General features: G+C 66.2%; 21 protein-coding genes and 1 pseudogene. 16 read left to right on the plus strand and 6 right to left on the minus strand.

Annotated elements, in window-relative coordinates; translation table 11 throughout:
- The first annotated feature begins 3 nt into the window (after positions 1-3).
- The 3 genes and pseudogenes from ACLP4W_RS14095 to ACLP4W_RS14105 all read left to right on the plus strand — a co-directional run bounded on the left by ACLP4W_RS14095 (position 4) and on the right by ACLP4W_RS14105 (position 2,004).
- On the plus strand, positions 4-1,329 hold the full coding sequence (locus ACLP4W_RS14095) for a septum formation family protein (protein WP_442386843.1): 1,326 nt from the start codon (positions 4-6) through the stop codon (positions 1,327-1,329).
- A gap of 4 nt (positions 1,330-1,333) precedes the next feature.
- Positions 1,334-1,762: pseudogene (locus tag ACLP4W_RS14100) on the plus strand (metallopeptidase family protein).
- A complete protein-coding gene (locus ACLP4W_RS14105; protein ID WP_442386845.1) occupies positions 1,759-2,004 on the plus strand; it encodes a hypothetical protein in 246 nt (81 codons plus the stop codon). Before ACLP4W_RS14100 ends, ACLP4W_RS14105 begins: the two are co-directional and overlap by 4 nt.
- On the opposite strand, the gene ACLP4W_RS14110 is transcribed toward ACLP4W_RS14105, so the two are convergent.
- The 4 genes from ACLP4W_RS14110 to ACLP4W_RS14125 form a co-directional block, all read right to left on the minus strand.
- Positions 1,981-2,667, minus strand: coding sequence for a histidine phosphatase family protein (locus tag ACLP4W_RS14110; protein ID WP_442386847.1), 687 nt, complete (start codon positions 2,665-2,667; stop codon positions 1,981-1,983). The two genes, ACLP4W_RS14105 and ACLP4W_RS14110, sit on opposite strands and share 24 nt — an antisense overlap.
- Before the next feature lie 2 nt (positions 2,668-2,669).
- Positions 2,670-3,620: a prephenate dehydratase gene (gene pheA / locus ACLP4W_RS14115; protein WP_442386849.1), complete on the minus strand. Its 951-nt coding sequence runs from the start codon at positions 3,618-3,620 to the stop codon at positions 2,670-2,672.
- Between the two features lie 172 nt (positions 3,621-3,792).
- On the minus strand, positions 3,793-5,349 hold the full coding sequence (locus tag ACLP4W_RS14120; protein WP_442386851.1) for a hypothetical protein: 1,557 nt from the start codon (positions 5,347-5,349) through the stop codon (positions 3,793-3,795).
- Positions 5,342-7,636: a peroxidase family protein gene (locus ACLP4W_RS14125; RefSeq protein WP_442386852.1), complete on the minus strand. Its 2,295-nt coding sequence runs from the start codon at positions 7,634-7,636 to the stop codon at positions 5,342-5,344. Before ACLP4W_RS14125 ends, ACLP4W_RS14120 begins: the two co-directional genes overlap by 8 nt.
- Before the next feature lie 411 nt (positions 7,637-8,047).
- Here ACLP4W_RS14125 and ACLP4W_RS14130 point away from each other — a divergent pair, with 411 nt between their 5' ends.
- The 4 genes from ACLP4W_RS14130 to ACLP4W_RS14145 all read left to right on the plus strand — a co-directional run bounded on the left by ACLP4W_RS14130 (position 8,048) and on the right by ACLP4W_RS14145 (position 14,903).
- Entirely contained in the window at positions 8,048-11,167 is a 3,120-nt protein-coding gene (locus ACLP4W_RS14130) for an ATP-binding protein (protein WP_442386854.1), read from the plus strand.
- A gap of 230 nt (positions 11,168-11,397) precedes the next feature.
- Positions 11,398-12,819, plus strand: coding sequence for an FAD-dependent oxidoreductase (locus ACLP4W_RS14135; RefSeq protein ID WP_442386856.1), 1,422 nt, complete (start codon positions 11,398-11,400; stop codon positions 12,817-12,819).
- A 35-nt stretch (positions 12,820-12,854) separates the two neighbouring features.
- Positions 12,855-13,664 carry a DUF2470 domain-containing protein gene (locus ACLP4W_RS14140; protein ID WP_442386858.1) on the plus strand — a complete coding sequence of 270 codons (810 nt, stop codon included), beginning with the start codon at positions 12,855-12,857 and terminating at the stop codon, positions 13,662-13,664.
- A gap of 33 nt (positions 13,665-13,697) precedes the next feature.
- A complete protein-coding gene (locus ACLP4W_RS14145) occupies positions 13,698-14,903 on the plus strand; it encodes an LCP family protein (RefSeq protein WP_442386860.1) in 1,206 nt (401 codons plus the stop codon).
- Between the two features lie 38 nt (positions 14,904-14,941).
- Here ACLP4W_RS14145 and ACLP4W_RS14150 read toward each other — a convergent pair whose 3' ends face one another.
- Together ACLP4W_RS14150 and ACLP4W_RS14155 are read right to left on the minus strand one after the other, a co-directional pair.
- Positions 14,942-15,766 carry a glycerophosphodiester phosphodiesterase gene (locus ACLP4W_RS14150; protein ID WP_442386862.1) on the minus strand — a complete coding sequence of 275 codons (825 nt, stop codon included), beginning with the start codon at positions 15,764-15,766 and terminating at the stop codon, positions 14,942-14,944.
- Between the two features lie 4 nt (positions 15,767-15,770).
- Positions 15,771-16,817 carry a DUF4328 domain-containing protein gene (locus ACLP4W_RS14155; protein ID WP_442386864.1) on the minus strand — a complete coding sequence of 349 codons (1,047 nt, stop codon included), beginning with the start codon at positions 16,815-16,817 and terminating at the stop codon, positions 15,771-15,773.
- Positions 16,818-17,595: 778 nt separating this feature from the next.
- On the opposite strand from ACLP4W_RS14155, the gene ACLP4W_RS14160 reads away from it, so the two are divergent.
- The 9 genes from ACLP4W_RS14160 to rraA form a co-directional block, all read left to right on the plus strand.
- Positions 17,596-18,219: a superoxide dismutase gene (locus tag ACLP4W_RS14160; RefSeq protein WP_442386866.1), complete on the plus strand. Its 624-nt coding sequence runs from the start codon at positions 17,596-17,598 to the stop codon at positions 18,217-18,219.
- Between the two features lie 194 nt (positions 18,220-18,413).
- On the plus strand, positions 18,414-18,947 hold the full coding sequence (locus ACLP4W_RS14165; RefSeq protein WP_442386867.1) for a peptidase: 534 nt from the start codon (positions 18,414-18,416) through the stop codon (positions 18,945-18,947).
- A gap of 252 nt (positions 18,948-19,199) precedes the next feature.
- On the plus strand, positions 19,200-19,895 hold the full coding sequence (locus ACLP4W_RS14170; protein ID WP_442386869.1) for a TMEM165/GDT1 family protein: 696 nt from the start codon (positions 19,200-19,202) through the stop codon (positions 19,893-19,895).
- Positions 19,896-20,350: 455 nt separating this feature from the next.
- Positions 20,351-20,749 (plus strand): transcriptional regulator, encoded by a 399-nt coding sequence (locus ACLP4W_RS14175; RefSeq protein ID WP_442386871.1) that lies wholly within the window; start codon positions 20,351-20,353, stop codon positions 20,747-20,749.
- Positions 20,750-20,872: 123 nt separating this feature from the next.
- Complete coding sequence (locus ACLP4W_RS14180) at positions 20,873-21,529, plus strand: DUF6474 family protein (RefSeq protein ID WP_442386873.1); 657 nt, start codon at positions 20,873-20,875, stop codon at positions 21,527-21,529.
- A gap of 8 nt (positions 21,530-21,537) precedes the next feature.
- Entirely contained in the window at positions 21,538-22,218 is a 681-nt protein-coding gene (locus ACLP4W_RS14185; protein WP_442386875.1) for a YcnI family copper-binding membrane protein, read from the plus strand.
- Complete coding sequence (locus ACLP4W_RS14190; protein WP_442386877.1) at positions 22,215-22,724, plus strand: copper resistance CopC family protein; 510 nt, start codon at positions 22,215-22,217, stop codon at positions 22,722-22,724. Before ACLP4W_RS14185 ends, ACLP4W_RS14190 begins: the two co-directional genes overlap by 4 nt.
- Before the next feature lie 101 nt (positions 22,725-22,825).
- Positions 22,826-23,236, plus strand: coding sequence for an Rv3852 family protein (locus tag ACLP4W_RS14195; RefSeq protein ID WP_442386878.1), 411 nt, complete (start codon positions 22,826-22,828; stop codon positions 23,234-23,236).
- Between the two features lie 30 nt (positions 23,237-23,266).
- The coding region (rraA, locus tag ACLP4W_RS14200) for a ribonuclease E activity regulator RraA (RefSeq protein WP_442386880.1) at positions 23,267-23,724 on the plus strand (458 nt) is incomplete at its 3' end.

Below are 23,724 nucleotides of genomic sequence, written 5' to 3' on the forward strand. Positions count from 1 at the left end.
AGAATGGACCGGATGTCGCAAGCGCCCGAGAAGGAAATTTTGGAAGTCGGCACCCTCGCCGGCTCCCCGAACGACCCGGCGGAACGCGCGCCGGCCGGCTCGCAGTGGCCGCATGCGGTGCAGGCTGTGCAGGGCAAGGCCACCAGGCGAGCGCTGCTACTCACGGCGCTGGGCGGCCTGTTGATCGCCGGACTGGTCACCGCGATCCCGGTCGGCACCGGGCCGGGTCGGCTGGCCGGCTATGCCGACGGCAATCCGGTGCCCAGCACCGGAACCAAGAGCGACGCCGCCCTCAACCGCGCCAACAGCGGTGATTGCCTGACGTGGCCGGATGCCACCCCGGAGTCCGCCAGCGTCGTCAACTGCGCGGACAACCACAAGTTCGAAGTCGCCGAGTCGCTCGACATGCGGACTTTCCCGGGCTCCGAGTACGGGCCCAACGCCGCTCCCCCGTCGCCGGCACGCATTCAGCAGATCACGCAGGAGCAATGCGAGGCAGCGGTCCACAACTATCTCGGACGCAAATACGACCCCAACAGCAAGTTCATCGTCAGCCTGCTGTGGGCCGGTGACCGAGCGTGGCGCCAGTCCGGCGACCGCCGCATGCTCTGCGGCCTGCAGCTGCCGGGCACCAACAACCAGCAGCAGGCCTTCAAGGGCAAGGTTGCCGACGTCGACCAGTCCAAGGTCTGGCCGGCCGGCACTTGCCTGGGCATCGACCCGACAACCAATCAGCCGATCGACGTTCCGGTCGATTGCGGGGCCCCGCACGCAATGGAGATCACCGGCACGGTCAACCTGGCCGAGAAGTTCCCCGGTCCCGTGCCCGCCGAGCCCGATCAGGACGGGTTCATCAAGGATTCGTGCACCAAGATGACGGACGCTTACCTTGCGCCCATCAAGTTGCGCGCCACCACCCTGACGCTGATTTACCCCACCGTATCGCTGCCCAGTTGGTCGGCGGGTAGCCGTGAGGTCGCTTGCAGCGTCGGCGCCACGCTGGGCAACGGCGGCTGGGCCACGCTGGTGAACAGCGCCAAGGGCCAGCTGCTGATCAACGGTCAGCCGCCGGTGCCCCCGCCCGACATCCCCGAGGAGCGCCTGACGCTGCCGTCGATACCCGTCCAGGTGCCGACCAGCCAGCCCAGCGCGCCGGACGCCATACCGCCGAACAACCAGCACCTTCCGCAGCAAGAGCCGGTCGTGACGCCTCCCCCGGCCCCGGCCTCTCAAGTCCCGCAGCGAGCTCCGGCCACCCAAGCACCACAGGACGGCCCACCCCCGGCCGACGGCGCAGCGCCCCCAGCCGAGCCCGCACCGGGAGGCTAGCCGGGTGTCCGTGCGGATGGACCCGCAGCGGTTCGACGAGCTGGTGTCCGACGCACTCGACCTGATCCCGCCCGACCTGGCGGCCGCGATGGACAACGTCGTCGTTCTGGTCGAGGACCGCCATCCGCAGGACGCGGAGCTGCTCGGGCTCTACGAAGGGGTGGCACTGACCGAGCGTGACTCCGACTACGCCGGGTCGCTCCCGGATTCCATAACGATCTATCGGGAGGCGCTGCTGGACGCCTGTGAGTCGGAAGACGATGTTGTCGAGGAGGTGGCGATCACGGTGATTCACGAAATCGCCCACCACTTCGGGATCGACGACGACCGGCTGGAACAACTCGGCTGGGGCTGACAACCCGTGACAAACCCCGCCGGCCCTAGGCGCGGCATCCCGAAGTTGTCCCGTCCGGATGCTATGAACGGCTTATGAGCGCTGAGTGCCGCGACTGCCGGGCAGGCCTAGATCACTGCCACGGGACCATCATTCGCCATTCATTCGGCCGGTTTTGGGGCCGCTGGGAATGCACGCAACCTGACTGCGTGAGCCCCGAGCTTACGGCGCACACGTTCGTCATCGATTGCGATGCCGTCGGCTGCAGATGCACGGAATCGGTTGCAGTGGCCCCCAATAAGTCGTCAGCTCGATCGTTAGCCCATCGGGTCGGCGCCTGAGCGCACCGCGTCCGCGACAGGGCTTGCATCGGCTTGGGGATAGAACGGCGGCATCACTGTTCCCCACCGCACACAACTCCACCGCCCGTCGGTGATCGGGGCCAACACCACCGATTCGGCGTTGTCGAGATGATTGTCCAGCGCGAAGTTGCCGTCCACTCCGGCTAGCACCGCGGAGGCCAGCCGGATCGCCGCGCCATGGCTGACGACGACGATGTCGCCGTTCCAGTCGTCGTCGTCGAGGTAGCGCATTCGCAACTCGGTGAGCACCGGCACGTAGCGATCCAACACATCGTTGCCGGTCTCGCCGCCCGGCAGCGGCACGTCGAGCTCACCGCGATGCCATCGCTCGTAGATGGCGGTGAATTCGGCGACCGCTTCATCGTCGCTGCGGTCTTCCAGCTCGCCGACCTGCACCTCGTGAATGCCGGCAACCTCGAGCAGCGACAGCTCGAGTTCGGCGCCGATCACCGCGGCGGTCTGCGACGCCCGCGCGGCCACGGAGTGCGTGAGCATTGCCGGCCGTCCCGAACCGCGCGCAAAAGCCCGGGCCTGGTCGCGCCCCAACGGTGTCAGCTCCGCGCCGGGCGGCCGGGTATCCAGCCTGCGCTCGACGTTGCCGTAGGACTGGCCGTGCCGCAGCAGCACCAGACGACCGCTCATGCCTATAGCCCCTCTGCACCGGAGGTCTGGTCGGGTTTGCCTGCCCGCAGCCGCGCCAGCCAGCGCGACGCCTCGTCCGCCGGCGGTGGCACCAACCCGGTGGCCGAACCCGTCGGCCAGGAACCCAGGTATCGCACATCGGCACAACGACGGTGCAACGCCTTTATTGCCTCGCCGACGGCGTCGTCGTCGATGTGGCCGACGCAGTCGGCGAAGAACAGGTAGGTACCGAGTTCGGTTCTGGTCGGCCGGGATTCGATTCGGGTCAGGTCGATGCCGCGGATGCCGAATTCGGCCAGCGCCGCCAACAGCGCACCGGGCACGTTGTCGATGCGCAGGATCACGGACGTTCGATCGGCTCCGGTGCGCGCCGGCGGCGGCCCCGGCAGCCCGATCAGAACGAAGCGGGTGCGGGCATTGGGTTCGTCGACGACGCCGTCGGCCAGGGCGGTCAGCCCCCAATGGGCGGCGGCCAGCGGCGAGGTCACCGCGGCGTCGGCTTGGCCGTCGGCCACCTGCCGCGCCGCGTCGGCATTGGAGTAGGCCGGCCGCAGTTGCGCGCCGGCCAGGTTGGCGGCCAGCCACTGCCGCACCTGGGCCACCGCCACCGGGAACGCGGCCAACGTCCGCACGTCTGCCGCGCTGTTGCCGGGTTTGACGACGATGCTGAACGACACGTCCAGCGTCGTCTCGGCGAACACCTGCAGGGGCGAACCGATCGCCAAGCTGTCCAAAGTGGGCATCACCGACCCGTCGATCGAGTTCTCGATCGGGACGCACGCGTAATCGGCGTTGCCGTCGCGGACCGCGTCCAGCGCCGCGGGGGTGCTTTCGATCGGCATCTGCCGCACCGGGACGGGCCCCTGCTCGGGAACCAGGCCGGCGGCCGTGATTTGCAGCAGCGCCGCCTCGGTGAAGGTCCCTTCGGGACCGAGGTATGCGATGCGGACCACATCCCAACCCTAACGGCGCCCGGCGTCAAACGGGTCTTGCGCCATCGTCGGGTCGTAAGTCGGTGAGGTGGGTGTGCGCGCGGGCTGAGTCGATAGCGGTGATGATGTCCCGATAGCCGAGACGATCAGTCGTTTGCGGTTGAGCCGGCGCAGGCACGCCGCTCGAACTTCATTACGCGTTGATGTTGACCTTCAGGTCGCGTGGGTAGATTCGCCATACCGCACGCGGTTGGCTTTCCATCTGCACCTGCAGCGCGGCGAGATCGCTCTGGAACTGGATCATTGCCAGCTTGGCGCGGTAGTCAAGGGCGATGTGATCGAAGTCGTGCATCAGGGCGCGTCGGGGCACATTCAGGTTGTAGTTTGCGTTGACCAGGCGCTGGTAGACGTCCAATGGCTCACGCCGGAAATCCTCGTATATTCGCGCCGGTTGGCGGTGCGTCCAGAGCTGATAGTTCCACATAAAACTGCCGAAGATCTCGTGCTGCACGGTCACCAAGTACAGTTGGGTCGCCAGCAGCCGCGCCAAAGTGTCCCAGGTGACATTCTTGGGAGTTACGCCAAAACCGTTGGGAAATAACGTGTTGAGTTCCGTGAGCCAGGCCAGCGTCTCGGGGTCGCGGCACACGTCGTTGGCGCCGGTGGCATTCCGCGGGTAGTAAATTTTCAGATAGTTGCGCACGTAGCGGTGCATGACGTCGAACAGCGCCTCGAGGTTTTGTTGCGTCGGTGTGTCGAAGCCGGCGTTGCGCACACGACGCGCCTTACCGTCCTCCTCAGGGTCATTGACGAGGTTTGTGTAGTCACAGTAGGTGTCGTCGAATAACCGGCACATGCCGTCGAAGGTGAGGCTGAAGGTGGTCTCAAAGTCGCCACCGCGGGCCATCTGCCCGCGGGTGACTATGTCGTTGCTCTGCTGGGTTCCGTAGGTGTACGGCCGCAGCAGCCTGCACAGTGGGTGGTTCGCCGAAAGGTTATTGCGGGTCGCAATGGCCAACTGCGCGCCGCCTGCTAGGTGCACCCAGTTGAAGTGACGCACGAGCGAAAGGTGTGTCGAGGCGGCGCACAACGCGATCTTGCAGGCGCGGCCCCAGTCTTGATGGGTTGGCCCAACCGAGCCCAGCGCGCAATCGATCTGATAGGCCTGCAGCGAGCGTCGCACCTTCTTGAACAGCACGCGCGAACCGATCTTCATTAGCCCGTAGTGGTGCTCGTAGTTGTTGAGGTCGCCCAGGTCCCACACCCAGGTAGCGCCGGCGCCGTCGAGGCGCTTGGTATAGCACGCGAAGGGACCGCGCACCGCCAGCGAGCCCAGGTTTGGACTGCCCAGATACTCGGCCGGTAGTTCGGGCGCTTGAAACCGTTTGCGCCGCAGCCCATTAAAAGCTTTCTTCAACGCCACCTGCGGGTCGGGGTCTATCGGCGGCAGGCCTGGCTGCATGGGTGAGAAAGCGCCGTAGAGCCAGACCTGAACTCGATAGGCCGTGGTGTTGCGGAACGAACGCTCGTCCTTCGGGATGTCCGCGCGCGCACAGACCATCACCTTGCGCAGCGGCACTTCGGGAATCGCCTCGATCATCGGCTTCGGTTTGATGGTGCGCCGCTTGGTCGGCGGCAGCGGAATTTTCACCGGCTTGTTGACGGCGAATTTCGCCCAGGCAATGAGGTCCCAAATGCTGCGCCGCACAAACCACTTCAGCATCCGCGCGCTCGGAAGATGGTTACGCATGGCGGTACGCGTCGCCGCGCCACGGGTCATGCTTCAACTCAGAGTCCCAGGCGCGCAATGGATGGCGATCGGGATCCAACACGGGCCCTTCGTCCCAAGGCTCGAAAGCGTTCTTGATGTTCGCCAGGCCGGTGTCCGCGAGCTCGGGGTAGTGGCGCACGAGCACGGTCTTGAGGTCGGTCTGGTCGATCCAGCGCAGGCCTTCCGGGGTGTAGACGCCCTCGTTGTAGCAGTCGGTGTAGAAACGATCAGCCTGCAGCCGGCGGCTCGCGCTCACGATGAAGATCTGAAACACAGTCTCGCCGAAACCGAAGTTTGTGGGCCGCTCGGCTTCGGCCAGCGTGCCGATCAGCAGGTCGAGGTCCTCGACCCCTTTCTTACCGCCGCCGTAGACCGCCTTCAGCTTCTCCAAGAATTCCGGGTTGTCGGTAAGGTCGTCGAAGCTCTTGATCGGATTCAGCCCCAGCTGGCGGCGGAACTCGTTGTAGCGCGGCACGCCGCGTTCGCGCGCGCGCACGATGTCCACCGTGCCCATGTCGAAGAACGGATTGCCCGGCACGCTGAGCTCCTGCATGAAGCGCGGAAAGTTGTTGAGCACCAAAGCGCCCGGGTGCTGGTTGCCGAACGAATAGAACAGGTCCGACATCGCGTAACCTGTCGTTATTACGACCGAACCGTGCTGGCGCGTGGCGGGTAGGGACACCTCCTCCGCGATGCCCTTTTGGCCGCGGAGCCGTAGCTGCAGCGTCTCGGGTAGCAGTGAGTGCAGACGATAGACCTCAACAAATTCCTCGGACAGCCCAAATGCGCTGTGGTGCCTGCTGATCGGGTTGCCGACGATGCCGCCGAGCTCGGGGTTGCGCAGGTTCACCTCGGACAGTGTCCTGCGGGCCTTGCCCTTACGCTGGAGGTAGGTCAGCAAGCCGTACCAGTTCGAGTTCAGCCCCGTTTCGAGCGCCCGGTTGGGCAGAATGGCAGGCGTCCATTCGATGGAATGGATCTTGGCCATTACCGCGGCGTTGATCAGCCGCGCGACATTGAAGAGGCGTTTGTCATCCCAGTCGGGGTAGGCCTCATGCAACATGTCGCAGATGGCGTTGTGTTCGCGCACGAAAAGGGTGTGCAGCATGGTTAGGCCGACCCACCAATTGCGCATGAAGCCGGCGTCCTCCACCCTCGTACTGCGGTCAACGGGCAGCGTGCCGTCGGTGTTCAGCCGCATCTTGCCAAATTTGCGGCTGCGCAGACGGTTCTGGGTCGCCTGGTCGCTGCCATAGATTTGTGAGCCGTCCCACCAGTGGGTGACCTCGTTGATCGAACTCGTGGCGGCGGGCTCGTGAGCACCGCGCGTCGGGTCCGGCTGGGTCATGCTGATGACCATGTCGCTCTGCAGATAACGGTCTATTGCCGGGTCGCCCGGCGGCAGCGGCACCCTGATGAAGGCGTCGGGTTGGACCTCGCCGTGGTTGACCCAGTCATGGTTCATGAATTGGATCCACGAGGCCGCAAGTAGGTTCAGGAACAAGACCGGCGCCATCTCGGGTCGGCCATCGTCATCGTCCGGGCGCGTGAGCAGCTTGAGACTGACCTCCCGCGGGTTCGGCGTGAGCAATCGCTTGCCCGTTTCGGGGCGGGTGGCGGCGAGCTCGACGTTGCGCAAGAAGCGCGTGCCGGCGGCGCCCTCCTTGGGATCGTCGAGGTTGTTCCAGCTTCCATCGGCGGTGCGGAAATGGCTGACTCCGGCGGGCGGTTTCTGCCCCGGCTGTTGGAAGGCGACGAGCGTGTTGTCCGGGTAGGTGCTTTTCAGGTTTTTCGCGTTCAGTTCCTCGCGGATGTAGGCGAGCGTCAGGACTCCCACCACCCAATGGCGGCGATACCAATTCGTCCAGACTTCGGCGCGGTAGTCGCAGATCCGGCCCACCAGGTCGATGACGCGATCCATCGCCACCGTCGCTACTGCGCCCAGCCGTTCGCCCAGAAAAAGTCGCACGCGTTTGAAGCGATCGGCCCCGGGCCGGTGCCCCGGTGGGTCGGGCAAGACGCCGGGGCGCACCCGTGGCTTCGCCAGCAGTGTTTTGCGCTTGAAGTACTGCAATGGCGGCACGTAGACGTTCACTTCGGCCGTGGCGTTGGCCTGCGCGAGGTCCAGCATTTTCCGCCACTCCCGGCAATCGCCGCGCGGGCCGCCGGCTTGGATCGCCGCTTCGTAGTGCCGCACAGCGCCGGGGTAATCCTCACCCTTGAAGCAGGCCAGCCCCGCCCGCGCGTCCCGATTGCCGTTGGGCACTGTCGGCGCCTTTCTGGGAGACGTACGAAGCTTCTTGCATGGGCAAAACCCGGGAACTAGAACTTACTCGAAGCGGATGGAAAAGAGGGCATGAAACCCGCGATTCACCAGCGGGCAGCCTGATTATCGTTAATTCGCTTTTTCGTTTCGGTGAAAAGCGCAGGACAGCCACCCGGAAGCTGCCGCCGAAAAGCGTTACCCACGTGTGTCGCGTGTTCCAAATGGCTTCCTCCGCAGCGCTGGCGGTCGATAATCTCCTGTGTTGCGGCTGGGAGCTTTAGGGTTGGTGCATATCGGATGCTCCGCACCACTGATTAGCGGCGGGAGAGGCGGATGGGGCCAGCAGGCGCGGTGTGCCGAGCGTGCGGCACTGAACTCCGCCACGGCGCTCGGTTCTGCGACGGCTGCGGGGTGCCTGCCCCGGAACGGGGAGAGCAGGCGGAGTTCAAGCAGGTGACCGTGCTGTTCGCCGACGTGGTGGGATCCTTGGGGATCGCCTCGGCGGTCGGCGCGGAGCGATTGCGCGAGGTGATGGCCGCCGTCTTCGGCCGCGCGGCAAGGATTATTCGGCGCTATGGCGGCACGGTCGATAAGTTCACCGGCGATGGCATCATGGCGCTGTTCGGGGCGCCAGTCGCGTTGGAGGATCACGCTTTTCGGGCCTGTTTGGCGGCCCTGGACATCCAAGAGCAGATCACGCAGCTCGCCGATGAGGTGCAGCGCCGCGATGGCGTCGTGCTGCAGCTGCGAATCGGGGTGAACTCGGGCCGGGTAATCGCCGGGGAAATCGGCTCTGGTCCAACGGGTTACACCGCGATCGGCGAGCACGTCGCGTTGGCACAACGGATGGAGTCGGTCGCCCCGCCCGGCGGGGTGATGCTCGGCGAGTCCACCGCCCGGCTGGTCGAACACGCCACCGTGCTGGGGGAACTCGAGTGGGTGCACGTTAAGGGCATCGAGAAGCCGCTGCCGGCGCGTCGGCTGCTGCGGGCAGCTGCTGAGCGCGGGCGCATCGGCCGGCGCGAGCCGACCCTGGTCGGGCGCGCCTGGGAGTTGAACACCCTGGCCGGCATCCTCGATCAGGCGATCAGCGGTGCCGGGTGTGTGGCCGGCGTGGTCGGGCCACCCGGCATCGGCAAGAGCCGTATCACGCGCGAGGCCGTGACGCTGGCCATCGGGCTCGGGGTCGAGGTGTTCACCGTCTCTTGCGAATCCCATACCCGCGAGATCCCGTTCCATGTGGTGGCACGACTGCTGCGCAAGGTTTTCGGAGTGAGCGACCTCGACGAGTACGCGGCCCGGGCTCGGGTGCAGGGCGCCATCCCCGACGCCAACCCCGAGGATCTGCTGCTACTGGATGACCTGCTGGGAATCGGCGATCCCCACGTCGCACTGCCCGACATCACCCCTGATGCCCGCCGGCGCCGGTTGGCGGCCTTATTGAACGCCGCCGCCCTGGCCCGCAGCACACCGGCGCAGTATGTGATCGAGGACGTGCACTGGATCGACGAGGTCAGCGAGGCCATGCTCGCTGAGTTCGTCATGGCGGTGCCGCGAAGCCGCTCAATGGTGCTGATCACCTACCGCCCCGAATACGCCGGCGCGCTGTCGCGCACACCGGGCGCTCAGACGATCTCGTTGGCGCCGCTGAGCTCCGCGCACACCACGGCGTTGACCGCCGAGCTGCTGGGTAGTGACGCGTCGGTGGGTGCGCTGGCCGCCCGAATCGCCGACCGGGCCGCCGGCAACCCGTTCTTCGCCGAGGAAATGGTGCGTGATCTTGCTGAACGCGGAGTGCTCACCGGCGATCGCGGCGCCTACCTCTGCCGTGATGACGCCGCCGACATCACGGTGCCGGGCACCTTGCAGGCCACCATCGCCGCCCGCGTCGACCGCCTCGGCCGGCCGGCCAAACAGTTGCTGTATGCCGCCTCGGTGATCGGCGCGAGGTTCAGGCCCGAGCTGCTGGCCGCCTTAATGGGTGACATCGAGAAATCAGAGGCCATTGCCGAGTTACTGCGGGCGGAGCTGATCGATCAGGTGAAGTTCACCCCGCGCGCCGAGTACGCGTTTCGCCACCCGTTGATCCGCACGGTGGCCTACGAGTCACAGTTGAAGGCCGGGCGCGCCGAGCTGCACCGTCGCCTGGCCGTCGCGATCGAACACCAGGAGCCGGACGCGGTTGACGAGAACGCCGCCCTGATCGCCGAGAACCTGGAGGCTGCCGGCGATCTGCGTGCGGCGTTCGGCTGGCACATGCGCGCCGGCGGCTGGTCGGTCATCCGCGACGTCCGCGCGGCCCGCACCAGCTGGCAGCGGGCCCGCCAGGTCGCCGACAAGCTACCCGCCGACGAGCCCGACCGCACCTCCATGCAGATCGCGCCCCGCACCCTGCTATGCGGCACCGTCTGGCGGGCCGGTGGCACTGTCGCTGATACCGGCTTCGACGAGCTGCGAGATCTGTGCACCGCCGCGGACGACAAAGTGTCGCTGGCCATCGCCATGACCGGGTTCATCATGGCGTTGACTTTTCACAACCGCTTCCGTGAGGCGGCCCAAGTGGCCTCCGAGCAAAGCGTCCTGCTCGAATCGATCGGAGACCCGACGCTGACCGTCGCTCTGCTGTTCGCAGCGATCTACGCCAAATGCGAGGCGGGCGAGATGATCGAGGCGCTGCGACTGGCGGATCGCCTCATCGACCTGGCCGACGGCGACCCCACCAAAGGCAACCTGATGGTGGGCTCACCGCTGAGCACGGCGATCGCGATGCGGGGCCACGTCAAGATGTGCCTGGGAATGCGGGACTGGCAAGACGACGCCGCCACCTCAATCGCGATGGCCGCTCCGCTCGACTCGACGAGCTACGTTTTCGCCCTCCTGTGGAAGTACGTTGCCTCCATTCCATTCGGGGCGCTGCCGCCCGATGCGACCGCCATGCGCGAGACCGCGGCCGCGCTGCAAATCGCCGAGCGTTCCAGCGACGACTTTATTCTTGGAATGGGCCGACTCAGCCGAGGCCTCACCCTGGTTACCCGCGACGGCCCACAACGCGAGGCGGGCCTCGACCTGTTCACCCAAGCCCGCGACGCCGCCGTGACGGAGCGGTTTTCCCTGAGTGCGCTGACGATCGCCGACCCCGAGTTCGCGATAGAGAAGGCCCGCACCGGGGATCTCGATGGTGCCATCGAAATGGTGCGGGCAGGCGTGGATGTCTCGTACGAAAGCGGCGACATGATCTGGCGCGGAAGGGCCACCGAGGTTCTGGTGCAACTGCTGATCCGACGCGGATCCGTTTCCGACCTAGACGAAGCGCAGGCGGCGATCGACCGACTGGCCGCCGTACCCACCGATCCCGGCTTCGTCCTCCACGAGCTTCCTCTGCTGCGTTCGCGGGCGCTGCTCGCGCGGGCGCACGGCGACGAAAACAGTTGCCGGAACTTCATGGAACGCCACCGCGCCAGGGCAGCGGCCGCAGGCTTCGAAGCACTCGCGGCCACCGCGGAGTCGATCTCCATCGCGCCCCGCCTGTGATCCCGCGGCTTAACGAGCTTTGAAATCCACTGACCCACAATCACTCTCGCAAGCCCTTGATCATCGTCGAGGGTCCGGCCAGTTACGACACGCAGACCGGTGCCGCGACCGCGGCAAATGAAAAGAACCGTGATCAGCCAATTCTGTGCAACGGCGGTGGTCGGTTGGTACCTTCTGGGGAAGTTCGGCCGACGATGACGAATGTCTGACTTCGACTCAGGAGTTTCGCCATGCCAGAACTGGGTGAGCGCGCGGTCGTCCTCGGGGCGAGCATGGGCGGGCTGCTTGCCACGAGGGTCCTGGCTGATTTCTTCGGCACCGTCACCGTGGTCGAAAGAGACGTGTTGCCCGACGGTCCCGCTGTCCGACGAGGGGTACCGCAGGGCCGGCACGTCCATGTTCTGCTGGCCCGCGGTGCGCAGATCTTGGATGAGTTCTTCCCCGGGCTTCTCGATGAGCTCGTAGCCGCTGGTGCCCCCGTGTGGGACGACGGGGAGTTGTCCGAGCTGCACTTGTCCTTCGGCGGTCACGAAATGCTGCGGTCGGGCAAGATCGCACTCGAGCCGAAGGCGCTGGCTGTGTACCTGCCGAGCAGGCCGTTCCTGGAATGCCATGTCCGGCGGCGCCTACAGGCGATTACGAACGTGACGATCCTGGACGGCCATGACGCCGCCGGGTTAACGTCGACGGCGGATCGGAATCGCGTCACCGGAGTGCGGGTGGTCAACCGCGACAGCGGTGCCGAACGGGAGTTGACGGCCGATGTAGTCATGGACGCGACGGGCCGAGCTGCCCACACGCCAGCTTTGCTGGACGGCCTCGGGTACGGCCGACCGGTCGAGGACCACATTGTCATGCATACGACATACGTAAGCCAACTGCTGCGGATCCCCCCGGGCACGCTGACGGAGAAGCTGGTCGACATCAGCCCCGCGCCGGGCCGGCCAGCCGGGATGTTTCTGGCCGGCTATGAGAACGACACGTGGATATTCACGGTCTTCGGGATGGTGGGACACGAGCCGCCTCGGGACCTGGCCGGCATGCTGTCATTCGCCCAGCAGTACTGCCCCGCCCACCTGATTGCGGTGGTGCGGGCCGCCGAACCAATCGGCGAGGTGGCGCATCACCGCATGCCGTCCAGCCAGTGGCGACGCTACGACAAGATGCCCCGACTCCCCGGCGGTCTACTGGTCTGCGGCGACGCGATCTGCAGCTTCAACCCCATCTACGGACAAGGAATGACGGTCGCCGCCCTGGACGCGGCCGCGCTGCGGGACTGTCTGCGTCGCGGCGGCACCGACCTGCCCCGGCGATACTTCGGCGCCTCGGCGAAACCGATTGGCGTGGCCTGGCAGATGGTAGCGGGCTCTGACCTGGCCTTCCCGGAGGTGACAGGGCGACGGTCGAGGTTGATGCGCGTCACCACCCGGCTTGTGGACTGGGCGCTGACCGCGTGTGAGTCCGACCCCGTTGTCGCCGCACGCTTCTTCAGAGTCAACGGCCTCATCGACCCCCCGATTCGCCTGCTCCACCCCGCGTTTGTTTACCGGGTGGCGGTCGAAAACCTGCGCCGCCGGAGAGGCAATGGGCAGCCTCGGCCAGCCGAACGGCACCCGGCGTCAGACGGATCTTGCGGCATCCCGGGCTCCTAAGTTAACTTAGGCTTACCTAATGTTAGAGGAGAACGATGTTACCGCTGCCCAGCCCCGCGCCGACGACCGCCGAACGCATTCGCAGCGCCTGCGCCCGGGCCGGCGGCGCATTGCTGGCCCTAGAAAATGGGGAAGCAAGTGGGAAAGCGGACGCAGTCGCCACGCCCGTGCATCACTTGCTGCACGACGGCTCGTTCGCGGTAGCGATTCCCGCCGACCACGAGGGCATGGCCGGTAGTACGATCTCCGGGTCGCAAGCACTGCTGGAACTGATCGACTACGCACCGCTTCCGCTGCGCGAACCCGTCCGATCACTGGTGTGGGTGCGTGGCCGCCTGCAACAGGTCCCACCGGAGACCGTGACCCAGATGCTCGACGTGATTGCCGGTGAGCACCCGGATCCGGCATTGCTTCAAGTCGAGACGCCGATATCGGTCCCTTGCGGGGGAGGCGAACCCCGATACACCCTGCTGCGGCTGGAGATCGCATCCGTCGTCGTCACCGACGCCACGGGTGCCGAGCCCGTCAGCGTGGCGGACCTGCTTGCGGCTCGGCCCGACCCGTTCTGCGAGATCGAGTCGAGCTTGCTGTGGCACCTGGACACCACCCATAACGACGTGGTTGCGCGGCTGGTGTCCAAACTGCCAGCGCCGTTGCGACGGGGGCAGGTCCGTCCGCTAGGGCTGGACCGATACGGCGTGCGGTTTCGGGTCGAAGGCAACGACCGCGACCGCGACGTCCGGCTGCCCTTCCACAAGCCGGTCCACGACATGGCCGGGCTGAGCCAGGCCATCCGGGTGCTGATGGGTTGCCCGTTCATCAACGGGTTGCGCGCCCGGCGCTAACTTATGGAGGGTGCCGGCACGTAAATTATCCAGGTGAACGGCGACCGACCACCGCGACGCCATGGGCCTTGGGAACCTCGCAGGCCGATCCCGCCGACCGGAACAAGTCCGGAGTCGTCGCGGGTGATTCGCCGCATGACCCGCCCACCGGCACCGCCTCCCGGTCAGACGACTCCGCTGCGCCGACCATCCCCGCCCTTGCCGATCGATCCGCCTCCCGCACCGGGGCCACCGCCACGGCCCGTCGCGCCGAGGGCGCGCCGCAAGCGCGGCAAGTGGCGCTGGGTCCGGGCGGTGGCGCTCAGTCTGCTGATCGGCTTGCTGCTCGTCGGCGCCGGCATCCTCGGCGGCTCGATTTGGCTCGACACGACACTGCACCGCGACCAGGCACTGAACGACTACCCCGATCGGCCCGCGCCCGGCCGCGGTACCAACTGGCTACTCGTCGGCTCGGATAGTCGCCAGGGACTTAGCGCCGAGCAGCAGCAAGAACTGGCCACCGGCGGCGACACCGGGAGCGGTCGCACCGACACCATCCTGCTGGTACACGTGCCGGAGTTCTGGTCCAGCGCGCGGGTGACGATGGTGTCGATACCGCGCGACTCGTATGTGCCCATCCCGGGTCACGGCAAGGACAAAATCAACGCCGCGTTTGCGATGGGCGGAGCGCCCTTGCTGACCCAGACGGTTGAACAGGCCACCGGGCTGCGCCTTGATCACTACGCCGAGATCGGATTCGGCGGGTTCGCCGCCCTGGTCGATGCGCTCGGTGGGGTCACCATGTGCCCGACCGAGCCCATCAACGATCCGTTGGCCGGCATCGACCTGCCGGCCGGCTGCCAGAAGTTGGACGGCCGCAACGCACTCGGATACGTCAGGACGCGCGACACACCGCGCGCGGATCTGGACCGGATGGTCACCCAACGGCAGTTCCTGTCGGCGCTGCTGCACCGCGCCGCCAGCCCTGCAGTATGGCTCAATCCGTTGCACTGGTACTCGGTGCCGCGTGCGGCCGTCGGGGCGCTGACCGTTGACCGGGGAGACCATGTGTGGGATCTGGCCCAGCTTGGTTGGGCGCTGCGCGGGTCCACCACGACGATGACCGTGCCGATCGGTGAGTTCACCAACACCGACGCCGGGTCGGTGGTGGTGTGGGACCACGAGGCCGCCGCCAAGTTGTTCGAGGCGCTGGCCTCCGACGCACCGATGCCCGCCGCCGCGCTCGACGGACAGCAATAGCGGGCAGTTGAGGGTGCCATGCGGAGCGCGCCGCCGGGCTAGCCGCTGCCCTGCTCGGCGCGTCGGTTCTCCAAATAAGCCTTCGTGCGCCCCGGGTGGTGAGTGGCAAGCCAGGCCACCCCGACATCCCGGCAGAAGTCAAGGTCTTCGTACTCGTCGACGTTCCAGCAGTACACCGCCCTGCCTTGCGCGGCGGCGCGGTCCACGAGTTGCGGGTAGTCCTTGAGCGCCGCCAACGAAGGTCCGACGGCGGTGGCACCGACGGCGGTGGCCGCGCTGCTGGTCAGGTATCGAGCGGTTCTGCCAAGCAGCACGGTCGGCAGCAGCGGGGCGGCCCGCCGGATCCGCCAGACGGCGGCCGCCGAAAACGACATCACCACCGCGCGGGACCGATCGGCGGACGCGGGCGCGGCGATGCCATAGCGGTGCAGCAGCGCGAGGAGCTTGCTCTCCACCAGTGAGCCGTACCGGACCGGGTGCTTGGTCTCGACGAAAAGTTTCACCGGACGGTGCCAGTCCAGAACGAGCGAAACGAGGGCGTCCAGCGTGAGCAGGCTGGTATCACCGTGCGTGCCGTCCGCACGCCAGCTGCCGTGCCACGCTCCGTACTCGAGCTCGCGCAGCTGAGCGAGGGTCATTGTGCTGACGAGGCCGGCTCCCGTCGAGGTCCGGTCCAGCCGGCGGTCATGCACGCAGACCAGATGGCCGTCGCGGGTCAGCCGCACATCGCATTCCACGCCATCGGCGCCCTCTTTGAGTGCGAGGTCGTAGGCAGCCAGCGTGTGCTCGGGCCGCGCGGCCGAAGCGCCTCGATGGGCAACAACGAAAGGGTGCCCGGCGAGCACCTCGTCGGGCCACGTCATACCCCTATGCTGCCGGTTCCTCCCCCTGCAACTCAACCCGACCGGCGGATGCGGGGACGGCAGGTCGATCGTCACCGATAACGACCCAGCGGTGCGCGGGCCGTTCGACCGGTTTCCGCTCGAACCCTTCGAAGACCCGTGCAACGGCGGCCACCGTGGCTGCCGCCAGCAGATAGGCAGACACCATCAACACGGTGTTGTTTGCGATGCCCTGAGCGTCCGTGGCGAAGCTGGTAACCATCGCGAAAATCGAAACGACGTAGCTGAAAACCCAGACGATCCACCACTGCACGATTGGTCGTCGCAGCCGGGCGTAGTGCCCTTCGATGGTCGCCAGCTCGATGACGAAAACAGGGGCCCACAGCAGATTCGCCAGCGGCACCGCGCAGCCGGCCCACAACGCCCGGACGGAGCGCTGCTCCGGCAGCCCATGGTGCGAGAAAACCGCGGCCCTGCGCGCGATCAGCCACCGAATCAACATCACGCCAGAGGCGATTACCGCCGCGATCGCCGCCACGCTGGCCAGAATCCCCAGCCAGTCCGCGACGATGGCCACGATCGAGTTCAGCAACGTGTTGCGGTTGATCACCAACAGGACGTACCGCACGACATACACCAGGGCGGCCATGCTGAGCACCAGCACGCTCAGGAACAGCGTGGTGCGAACGACCGCGGCCGATGGCCCTGCCGGCGTGGGTTTTTCGGTTGCTGCGGGGGCCTGGTCGACGCGGTCCGCCAAACCCCAGCGCGGGATCACGGCGTAGCGCGGAGTGGGGCCGAGGGGCCGTCGTCCGTGTCGCGCGGGCGGAGCGGCGCCGGGGCGCACCGCTATCCACCGGAAGCCCAGCGGCAGCCGCGGCGGTGTGCGCTGCCACCCGGCAGGCGCGGGCGGTCGAGCCGGCGGCGGGCCACCGTGCGTACTCCATCGTGAGTCGGCCGACAGCACATCCGCCAAGGGTGCCATCAGCGCCCCGCGGCAACGGGGACACCAGTCGCGTCGCCGCTCGCGCACGTTCCACCGAGTGCCGCACTGGGAGCACACCTGGATCACCGGACCAGCCTATCCCCGGAGACGAAGCGGGCCGCGGAAGCGTTTTCGGTGCCTCTTTTGAATGCCTCGGATCCGGCGCGCCCGCGATCCATGGGCAACACGAATAGTTGCCTATGGCTATCCACAGTTTCCACAGGTTTATCCACAGTTGCTGTGTGGGTATCAACCCCATCAACACAGCCTTTACCGTCCGCCCCGGGCCGCAATTGTGGATAACCGCCGGGCTGCAGGGGCGCGCCATAGACAGCCCAAACCGGTACCTGAGCGAAATGGATCGTCTTGCTAAGCACCCGCAGACTCGCGCGCCGGGCCCGCCGGTCCGCACCCCATCCCGGCTTGGTCCATTGCGCCCCACGGTCACCCAGAACCCGCAGCTCGGAGCCCTATTGCGCGAAGCATTTTTCAAGACCGTTGCAAAGGGCTATGATCGCGGTCACGAAAGTTCCGTGTGACTCACCTCACTGGAGCGGGGTGAGGGCGGTGAAAGGCGATTAATGGCCACGCATTCGTTCGGTCCGGGTTCAGCGGCCCCGTCGAGGTCGTATTCCGGTTCGCCTGCGTGGAACCACAGCTACGGTGTCGCCTGCTTACGCGCCGCCCTGATCGCCCTGGCGTTGCTGGCGATTCTCGCCCTCATCGTTTTGTCTTGAATTAACCCCGACCGGGTATGTCTCTCTTCTGGCGGTCGTTGTTGCGACGCGCGCAGTCATAGAGCAGGGTTGATGACGGCTGGCCGCCGCACCAACGATGCACCGAAGACACCGAAGAAAGGAATGCCGTGGCTGAATACACCCTGCCCGACTTGGACTGGGACTACGGAGCGCTGGAACCACACATCTCGGGTCAGATCAACGAGCTCCACCACAGCAAGCACCACGCCACGTACGTCAAGGGCGCCAACGACGCGGTCGCCAAACTCGAGGAGTCGCGTGCCAAGGACGACTTCTCCGCAATCCTGCTGAGCGAGAAGAACCTGGCGTTCAATCTGGCTGGTCACGTCAACCACACCATCTGGTGGAAGAACCTTTCCCCGAACGGTGGCGACAAGCCGACCGGCGAGCTTGCCGCAGCCATCGACGACGCCTTCGGATCGTTTGACACGTTCCGTGCGCAGTTCCACGCGGCCGCCACCACCGTGCAGGGGTCGGGATGGGCGGCACTCGGCTGGGACACACTCGGCAACAAGCTGCTGATATTCCAGGTGTATGACCACCAGACCAACTTCCCACTCGGTATCGTGCCGCTACTGCTGCTCGACATGTGGGAGCACGCTTTTTACCTGCAGTACAAGAACGTCAAGGTCGACTTCGCGAAGGCGTTCTGGAATGTCGTGAATTGGGCGGACGTGCAGAAGCGTTATGCAGCCGCAACCACTAAGACCAAAGGCCTGATATTCGGCTGACTTCATCTCGGCCGCCAGGGGCGTCGCGCGGATGGCGCGGCGCCCTTGGCGTTAGTAGGGCCTCGATTCGGCCATCGAACATCACGCGCGCTAGGTAGCCGTGTCGAGTTGCATGGCGCCTAAACCGCAGTCATGCTGAATCATTCGAGCTACCAGCGTGGTTATTCGGATGGAGGCGTCACACGGAGGTCGAGATGGACACTGGGTCAGACCGTCCCATCGGGGTTGCGCCCTTCCATGCTCGTGGTGCCCTGAAAGGGTTTGTGATCTCCGGCCGTTGGCCGGATTCAACAAAGGAGTGGGCCCAACTGCTGATGGTCGCGGTCAGGGTCGCATCAATGCCCGGATTGCTTTCCACCACAACGGTGTTCGGCGCCCGTGAGGAGTTACCTGACGAGCCTGAGCCGGGCACCGTCGGCCTGGTGCTGGCCGAGGGCACGGTCTTCGGTGAATCAGCCATCCAGCCAGGATATTTCGCCGATCATCAGCCTCCCGCGTTGCTGATGTTACATCCGCCCTCGGAAACCATGCCGTCGTTGCCGGAATGCACCGGGGCCGCCTCCGGGTGCGTATTGCTCCCGGGATTGCCCTATTTGGGCTTAGAGCACCGGGCGGCTTGGGTGGAAGCAGAACCCGACGGCACCATCACATCCATGGTGAGTCGCGTCGGCGTTGACCCAATCAGCCATCCCGACACGGCGATTCTGGCAATGCTGCTTGCCGCATAGACAAATTCAACCGATTTTGTTCGGCCGGCGAATCGAGGAATGCGGACGAACTCCGGCGCTCGCCTGGCGCACGCCGGATTTGCCCGCTAACCTGGGACCGTTAGCGAAGGGGAGTAGCCCCGAATCGTCTGGTCGACATACTGGCGCATAGCCCGGCCGGCGAACCGGTTCAAGCAAACCGGTGGGCGAGACCTTCGACCGATGTTCGATGACTTCAGTGGTCATCGACGACGTGTCGAAAGGTCGCCCGCCATGCTCGCCGCCACCTTGTTAAGTCTCGGGGTGGTTTTTCTTGCCGAACTCGGCGACAGGTCCCAGCTCATCACCATGACCTACGCGCTGCGCTATCGATGGTGGGTGGTGCTGACCGGGGTGGCAATTGCGGCGTTCGCGGCGCACGGGGTCTCGGTGACAGTTGGCCACTTTCTGGGCACCACGCTGCCGGCACGGCCGCTGGCGTTCGCCTCTGCGATCGCCTTCCTCGTTTTCGCGGTGTGGGCCTGGCGCGAGGGCGGCGCGGACGAGGAGACCGTCTCGACCAGTCAGGAACCCCGATTTGCGCTACTGACCGTGATGTCGTCGTTTGCACTCGCAGAAATGAGCGACAAGACATCGCTGGCGACGGTGACGTTGGCCAGCAATCACGACTGGGCCGGCGTGTGGATCGGCACGACCGTGGGCATAGTTTTGGCCGACGGCCTGGCGATCGGTGTCGGGATCCTGCTCCACCAGCGGCTGCCCGAACGGCTACTGCACGGCTTGGCCAGCCTGCTCTTCCTGCTGTTCGGATTGTGGATGTTGTTCGACAGCGCGCTGGGCTTGCGTTCGGTCGCCATCGCCGTCACCGTCGCGGTGGTACTGGTCGCCGCAGCGGCAACGGTGGCGCAAACTCTGCGACGGCGGCGAAGGCAGGCTTCGGTCGCCAGGAGATCACCGGACGTCGCTTGAGGTGCGACCGGCGTCCTTCGCCTCACCCCGCCATGCCGGGCAGTCATCCCTACAGGTATCTGTATGGGACATTCTTTGCACCCGAGGTCCGTTTTATGCCCGCTTTAAAGACCTGACAGCAAAAGGTTGCTGTCGACAGGTAACAGTTGCCTGCTGGTTGCGGTGCGACTGCCCAGCACGCTCGGCCCGATGGCCTCGCCGGGCTTGCGGCCTGCGGCCCGCCACGCTGGCACCGAAGCTGAATTCTGCGGATAACCTGTGAGTTTCGCTGATTTGGTGGACACCTCAGCGAATTAGTTAGACGCTCGTCGAGTGCGGATTTGGCCACCGTCAGCAACACCGGTGCCGGATCCGCCCAAGTTTGCACCTGGCTGCAGACTCCAACTCCCGCTACCATGGTCAGCAAATACACCTAGGCAATAATTCACTTCTACAGCCCAGTGGAGGTCATATCGATGAGCACGACATTCGCCGCCCGCCTGAACCGCTTATTCGACACGGTGTACCCACCCGGGCGCGGGCCACACACCTCCGCGGAGGTGATCGCGGCACTCAAGGCGGAGGGCATCACGATGTCGGCTCCCTACCTATCCCAGCTACGTTCGGGCAATCGCACCAATCCGTCGTCAGCGACCATGGGCGCGCTGGCCAACTTCTTTCGCATCAAGCCGGCCTACTTCACTGACGACGACTACTACGAAAAGCTCGACAAGGAATTGTCGTGGCTGGCCACGATGCGCGATGACGGCGTGCGCCGCATCGCGCTGCGCACCGTCGGGTTGTCCGCCCAAGCCCAGCAAGACGTCGTGGAGCGGGTCAACGAGCTACGCCGCACGGAGCATCTCGACGCCTAAGCGCGCCACCTGCTGTACACCCAGACCTGAGCGGCTGCCCCCGGCCCATTCCGATTAGGGTTGGCTCACGGATCGCGCACGCGCTAAAGCGATAGTCGACGAGATACCGGGAGGCGGCCGGGAATGGGCCTGTTCCGCAAGCGAAAGAGTCGCGCGACGCGTCGCGCCGAAGCACGCGCGATCAGGGCCCGCGCCAAACTGGAGGCCAGGCTCGCCGCCAAGAACGAGGCTCGTCGGATCAAGGACGATCGACGTGCCGCGGGCAAGGTCCTCAAGGCGCAGGTCAAGTCCCAGCGGGACAGCGACCGAACCGCGTTGAAAGTCGCCGAGGCCGAGCTCAAGGCGGCACGGGAGGGCAAGTTGCTGTCGCCGACCCGGATCCGCCGGGTGCTGACGGTGTCTCGGCTGCTCGCCCCGATCCTGACCCCACTGATATACCGCGCGGCCATCGCCGCCCGTGCGGTGATCGACCAGCGTCGCGCGGATCAGCTCGGAATTCCCTTGGCTCAGATCGGCCAGTTCTCCGGGTACGGCGCCCAGCAGTCCGCCCGGATTGCCGGGGCGGAAAAGTCATTGCGAATGGTGCAGGACAAGAAGCCCAAGGACTCCGAGACCAAACAGTTCGTCTCCGCCATCGCCGAACGGCTCACCGATCTGTCGGCGGCCGTCACCGCCGCGGAGAATATGCCGGCCGCGCGACGGCGGGCGGCCCACGCCGCGATCTCGTCGCAGCTCGACGGTATCGAGGCGGACCTGATGGCCCGCCTCGGATTGACCTGACCGCCGACATGTCACGCCACAACAGGCGGATTTGGCGGGTCCTGATCCCGGCCGCCGCGGCCGTCGCGCTCTGTCTCGGCTCCACGGTGGGTACCCCGGCGGCATGGGCGCACGTCCACGCCAGCACCGACAATCCGGTGCGCGGCGCCACGGCCATCGTCACCTTCCAGGTGCCCAACGAATCCGGCACCGGCGCGGCAACCACGGCGCTGACCGTCACCCTCCCCGACGTCGCATCTGCCAGTGCCGAAACCATGCCCGGCTGGACGGCCAAGCTCGACCGCGACGCGCCTTCCGGCGCCGTCCGCGCGGTGACCTGGACGGCCGCTCCCAACGGCGGGATCGGCGCGGATCAATTCGCGCTGTTCCGTCTATCGGTGCAACTGCCGGACACCGACACGGTCAGCTTCCCGGCCACGCAGACCTATGCCGACGGCACGGTTGTGAAGTGGGACCAGCCGCCGCTGCCCGGCGGCGGTGAGCCGGAGCATCCGGCACCGATGCTCACCCTCACCGCGGGGCCGTTGGCACCTCACGACCATCATCCGCCGTCCGCCGCGCCCGCCGACCGCGCTGCCGCGCCGCCGCCGTCGAAATCACCGGATAACACCGCCCGCCTGTTAGGTGGGGCGGCTCTGGTACTAGCAGCTCTCGGTGCCTGCCTCGTTCTCGTCCGCCGGCGGACATGAGGCGCCTGGCGATGATCGCCTGGGCCGGCCTGTTGCTGGCCGCCATGGGATTGACCGCAACCGTGAATGCACAGGTGGCGCTCGCGCACGCCTGGCGGGTATCCGCGCAGCCCGCGGACAATACGGTACTCACCACCGGTCCGGAGCGGGTGAGCGCGACCTTCAACGAGCGATTGCAAACCACGTTCGCGGCCATGACCGTCGTCGGGCCCGATGGCAACGTGTGGTCCACCGGGGAACCGGCGGTGCAGGGCGCCGTCGTCGGCATCGGCCTGCGACCCCTCGGACCGGCCGGGACCTACACGGTGAACTACCGGGTGACATCGGCGGACGGCCACGTGGTGTCCGGGTCCTGGTCGTTTCGGCTGACGGTGCCCGGCACCGGCACGCCCGGACCGCCCGCCGGCACCGACGCTGGTGGCGCCGTGCCGGTCTGGCCGTTTGTGGTGGTAGCACTGGCGCTGGTCGCAGCGGGCGGCCTGTGGGCGGTGCGGCGCAGGCCGTGATCGGCCCTCGTGGCCGAGACGCCACCAGCCGGCCTGGCATGATGGGACGCTAGGAACCGGTGCGCTAGAAAACGCGAGAGAAGGCTCAAAGGAGCGGCCGCATGGCAGACCCGCAGGATCAACCCAACAGCGAACCCGACGGCGCGCCGGCCCCGCCGGAAAAGACGCCGGAAAAGACGCCTCCCGCCAAGGCCGTCAAGAAGACCGCGAAAGCGCCGGCCAAAAAGGCACCAGCCAAAAAGGCACCAGCCAAAAAGGCGCCGGCAAAGAAGGCGGAACCGCCGACCGAGCGACCCCTCAGCATGCAGCAGCGGATCGAGACCAACGGCGAACTTGCTGCTGCCGCCAAAGATGCTGCCGCACAGGCGAAATCGACCGTAGAAGGCGCCAACAACCCGGTGTCGCCCACCGTTGCGCCTTCGGCATCGAGCCTGTCGCCTGTGCCGATGATAGTTGCCCTGGCCGCAACCCTGTTGGCCATCCTGCTGATCCGGCAACTGCGGCGCCGCTGAACTCCCACTGTCCCGGCTAGCATCTCAGAAGTGACCGTGTCATTCCGGCCGACCGCCGACCTCGTCGACAGCGTCGGGCCCGACGCGCGCAGCTGCGACCTCCAATTCCGCCAGTTCGGCGGCCGCTCCGAGTTCGCCGGGCCGATCAGCACCGTGCGCTGCTTCCAGGACAACGCGCTGCTGAAATCGGTCCTCTCGGGTCCGGGCGACGGCGGGGTACTGGTTATCGACGGCGCCGGCTCCCTGCACACGGCACTGGTGGGAGACGTCATCGCCGAATTGGCCCGTTCCAACGGCTGGGCCGGACTGGTCGTGCACGGCGCGGTGCGTGACGCCGCCGCACTGCGCGGCATCGACATCGGCATCAAGGCGCTGGGAACCAATCCCCGCAAGAGCACCAAGACTGGCGCCGGAGCGCGCGACGTCGAGGTCAGTCTGGGCGGGGTGACGTTCGTGCCCGGCGAGATCGCCTACAGCGACGACGACGG

The organism is Mycobacterium sp. (genome assembly GCF_052145595.1).
GTDB lineage: Bacteria > Actinomycetota > Actinomycetes > Mycobacteriales > Mycobacteriaceae > Mycobacterium.

Bases quoted from the DNA above. Each gene is read 5' to 3' on its own strand.
- ACLP4W_RS14190 (WP_442386877.1), top strand. From the start codon at position 22,215: ATGAGGCGCCTGGCGATGATCGCCTGGGCCGGCCTGTTGCTGGCCGCC.
- ACLP4W_RS14120 (WP_442386851.1), bottom strand. From the start codon at position 5,349: ATGCGTAACCATCTTCCGAGCGCGCGGATGCTGAAGTGGTTTGTGCGG.
- ACLP4W_RS14185 (WP_442386875.1), top strand. From the start codon at position 21,538: ATGTCACGCCACAACAGGCGGATTTGGCGGGTCCTGATCCCGGCCGCC.
- ACLP4W_RS14175 (WP_442386871.1), top strand. From the start codon at position 20,351: ATGAGCACGACATTCGCCGCCCGCCTGAACCGCTTATTCGACACGGTG.
- ACLP4W_RS14170 (WP_442386869.1), top strand. From the start codon at position 19,200: ATGCTCGCCGCCACCTTGTTAAGTCTCGGGGTGGTTTTTCTTGCCGAA.
- ACLP4W_RS14140 (WP_442386858.1), top strand. From the start codon at position 12,855: ATGTTACCGCTGCCCAGCCCCGCGCCGACGACCGCCGAACGCATTCGC.
- ACLP4W_RS14135 (WP_442386856.1), top strand. From the start codon at position 11,398: ATGCCAGAACTGGGTGAGCGCGCGGTCGTCCTCGGGGCGAGCATGGGC.
- ACLP4W_RS14105 (WP_442386845.1), top strand. From the start codon at position 1,759: ATGAGCGCTGAGTGCCGCGACTGCCGGGCAGGCCTAGATCACTGCCAC.
- ACLP4W_RS14195 (WP_442386878.1), top strand. From the start codon at position 22,826: ATGGCAGACCCGCAGGATCAACCCAACAGCGAACCCGACGGCGCGCCG.
- ACLP4W_RS14165 (WP_442386867.1), top strand. From the start codon at position 18,414: ATGGACACTGGGTCAGACCGTCCCATCGGGGTTGCGCCCTTCCATGCT.
- ACLP4W_RS14180 (WP_442386873.1), top strand. From the start codon at position 20,873: ATGGGCCTGTTCCGCAAGCGAAAGAGTCGCGCGACGCGTCGCGCCGAA.
- ACLP4W_RS14150 (WP_442386862.1), bottom strand. From the start codon at position 15,766: ATGACGTGGCCCGACGAGGTGCTCGCCGGGCACCCTTTCGTTGTTGCC.
- ACLP4W_RS14095 (WP_442386843.1), top strand. From the start codon at position 4: ATGGACCGGATGTCGCAAGCGCCCGAGAAGGAAATTTTGGAAGTCGGC.
- ACLP4W_RS14110 (WP_442386847.1), bottom strand. From the start codon at position 2,667: ATGAGCGGTCGTCTGGTGCTGCTGCGGCACGGCCAGTCCTACGGCAAC.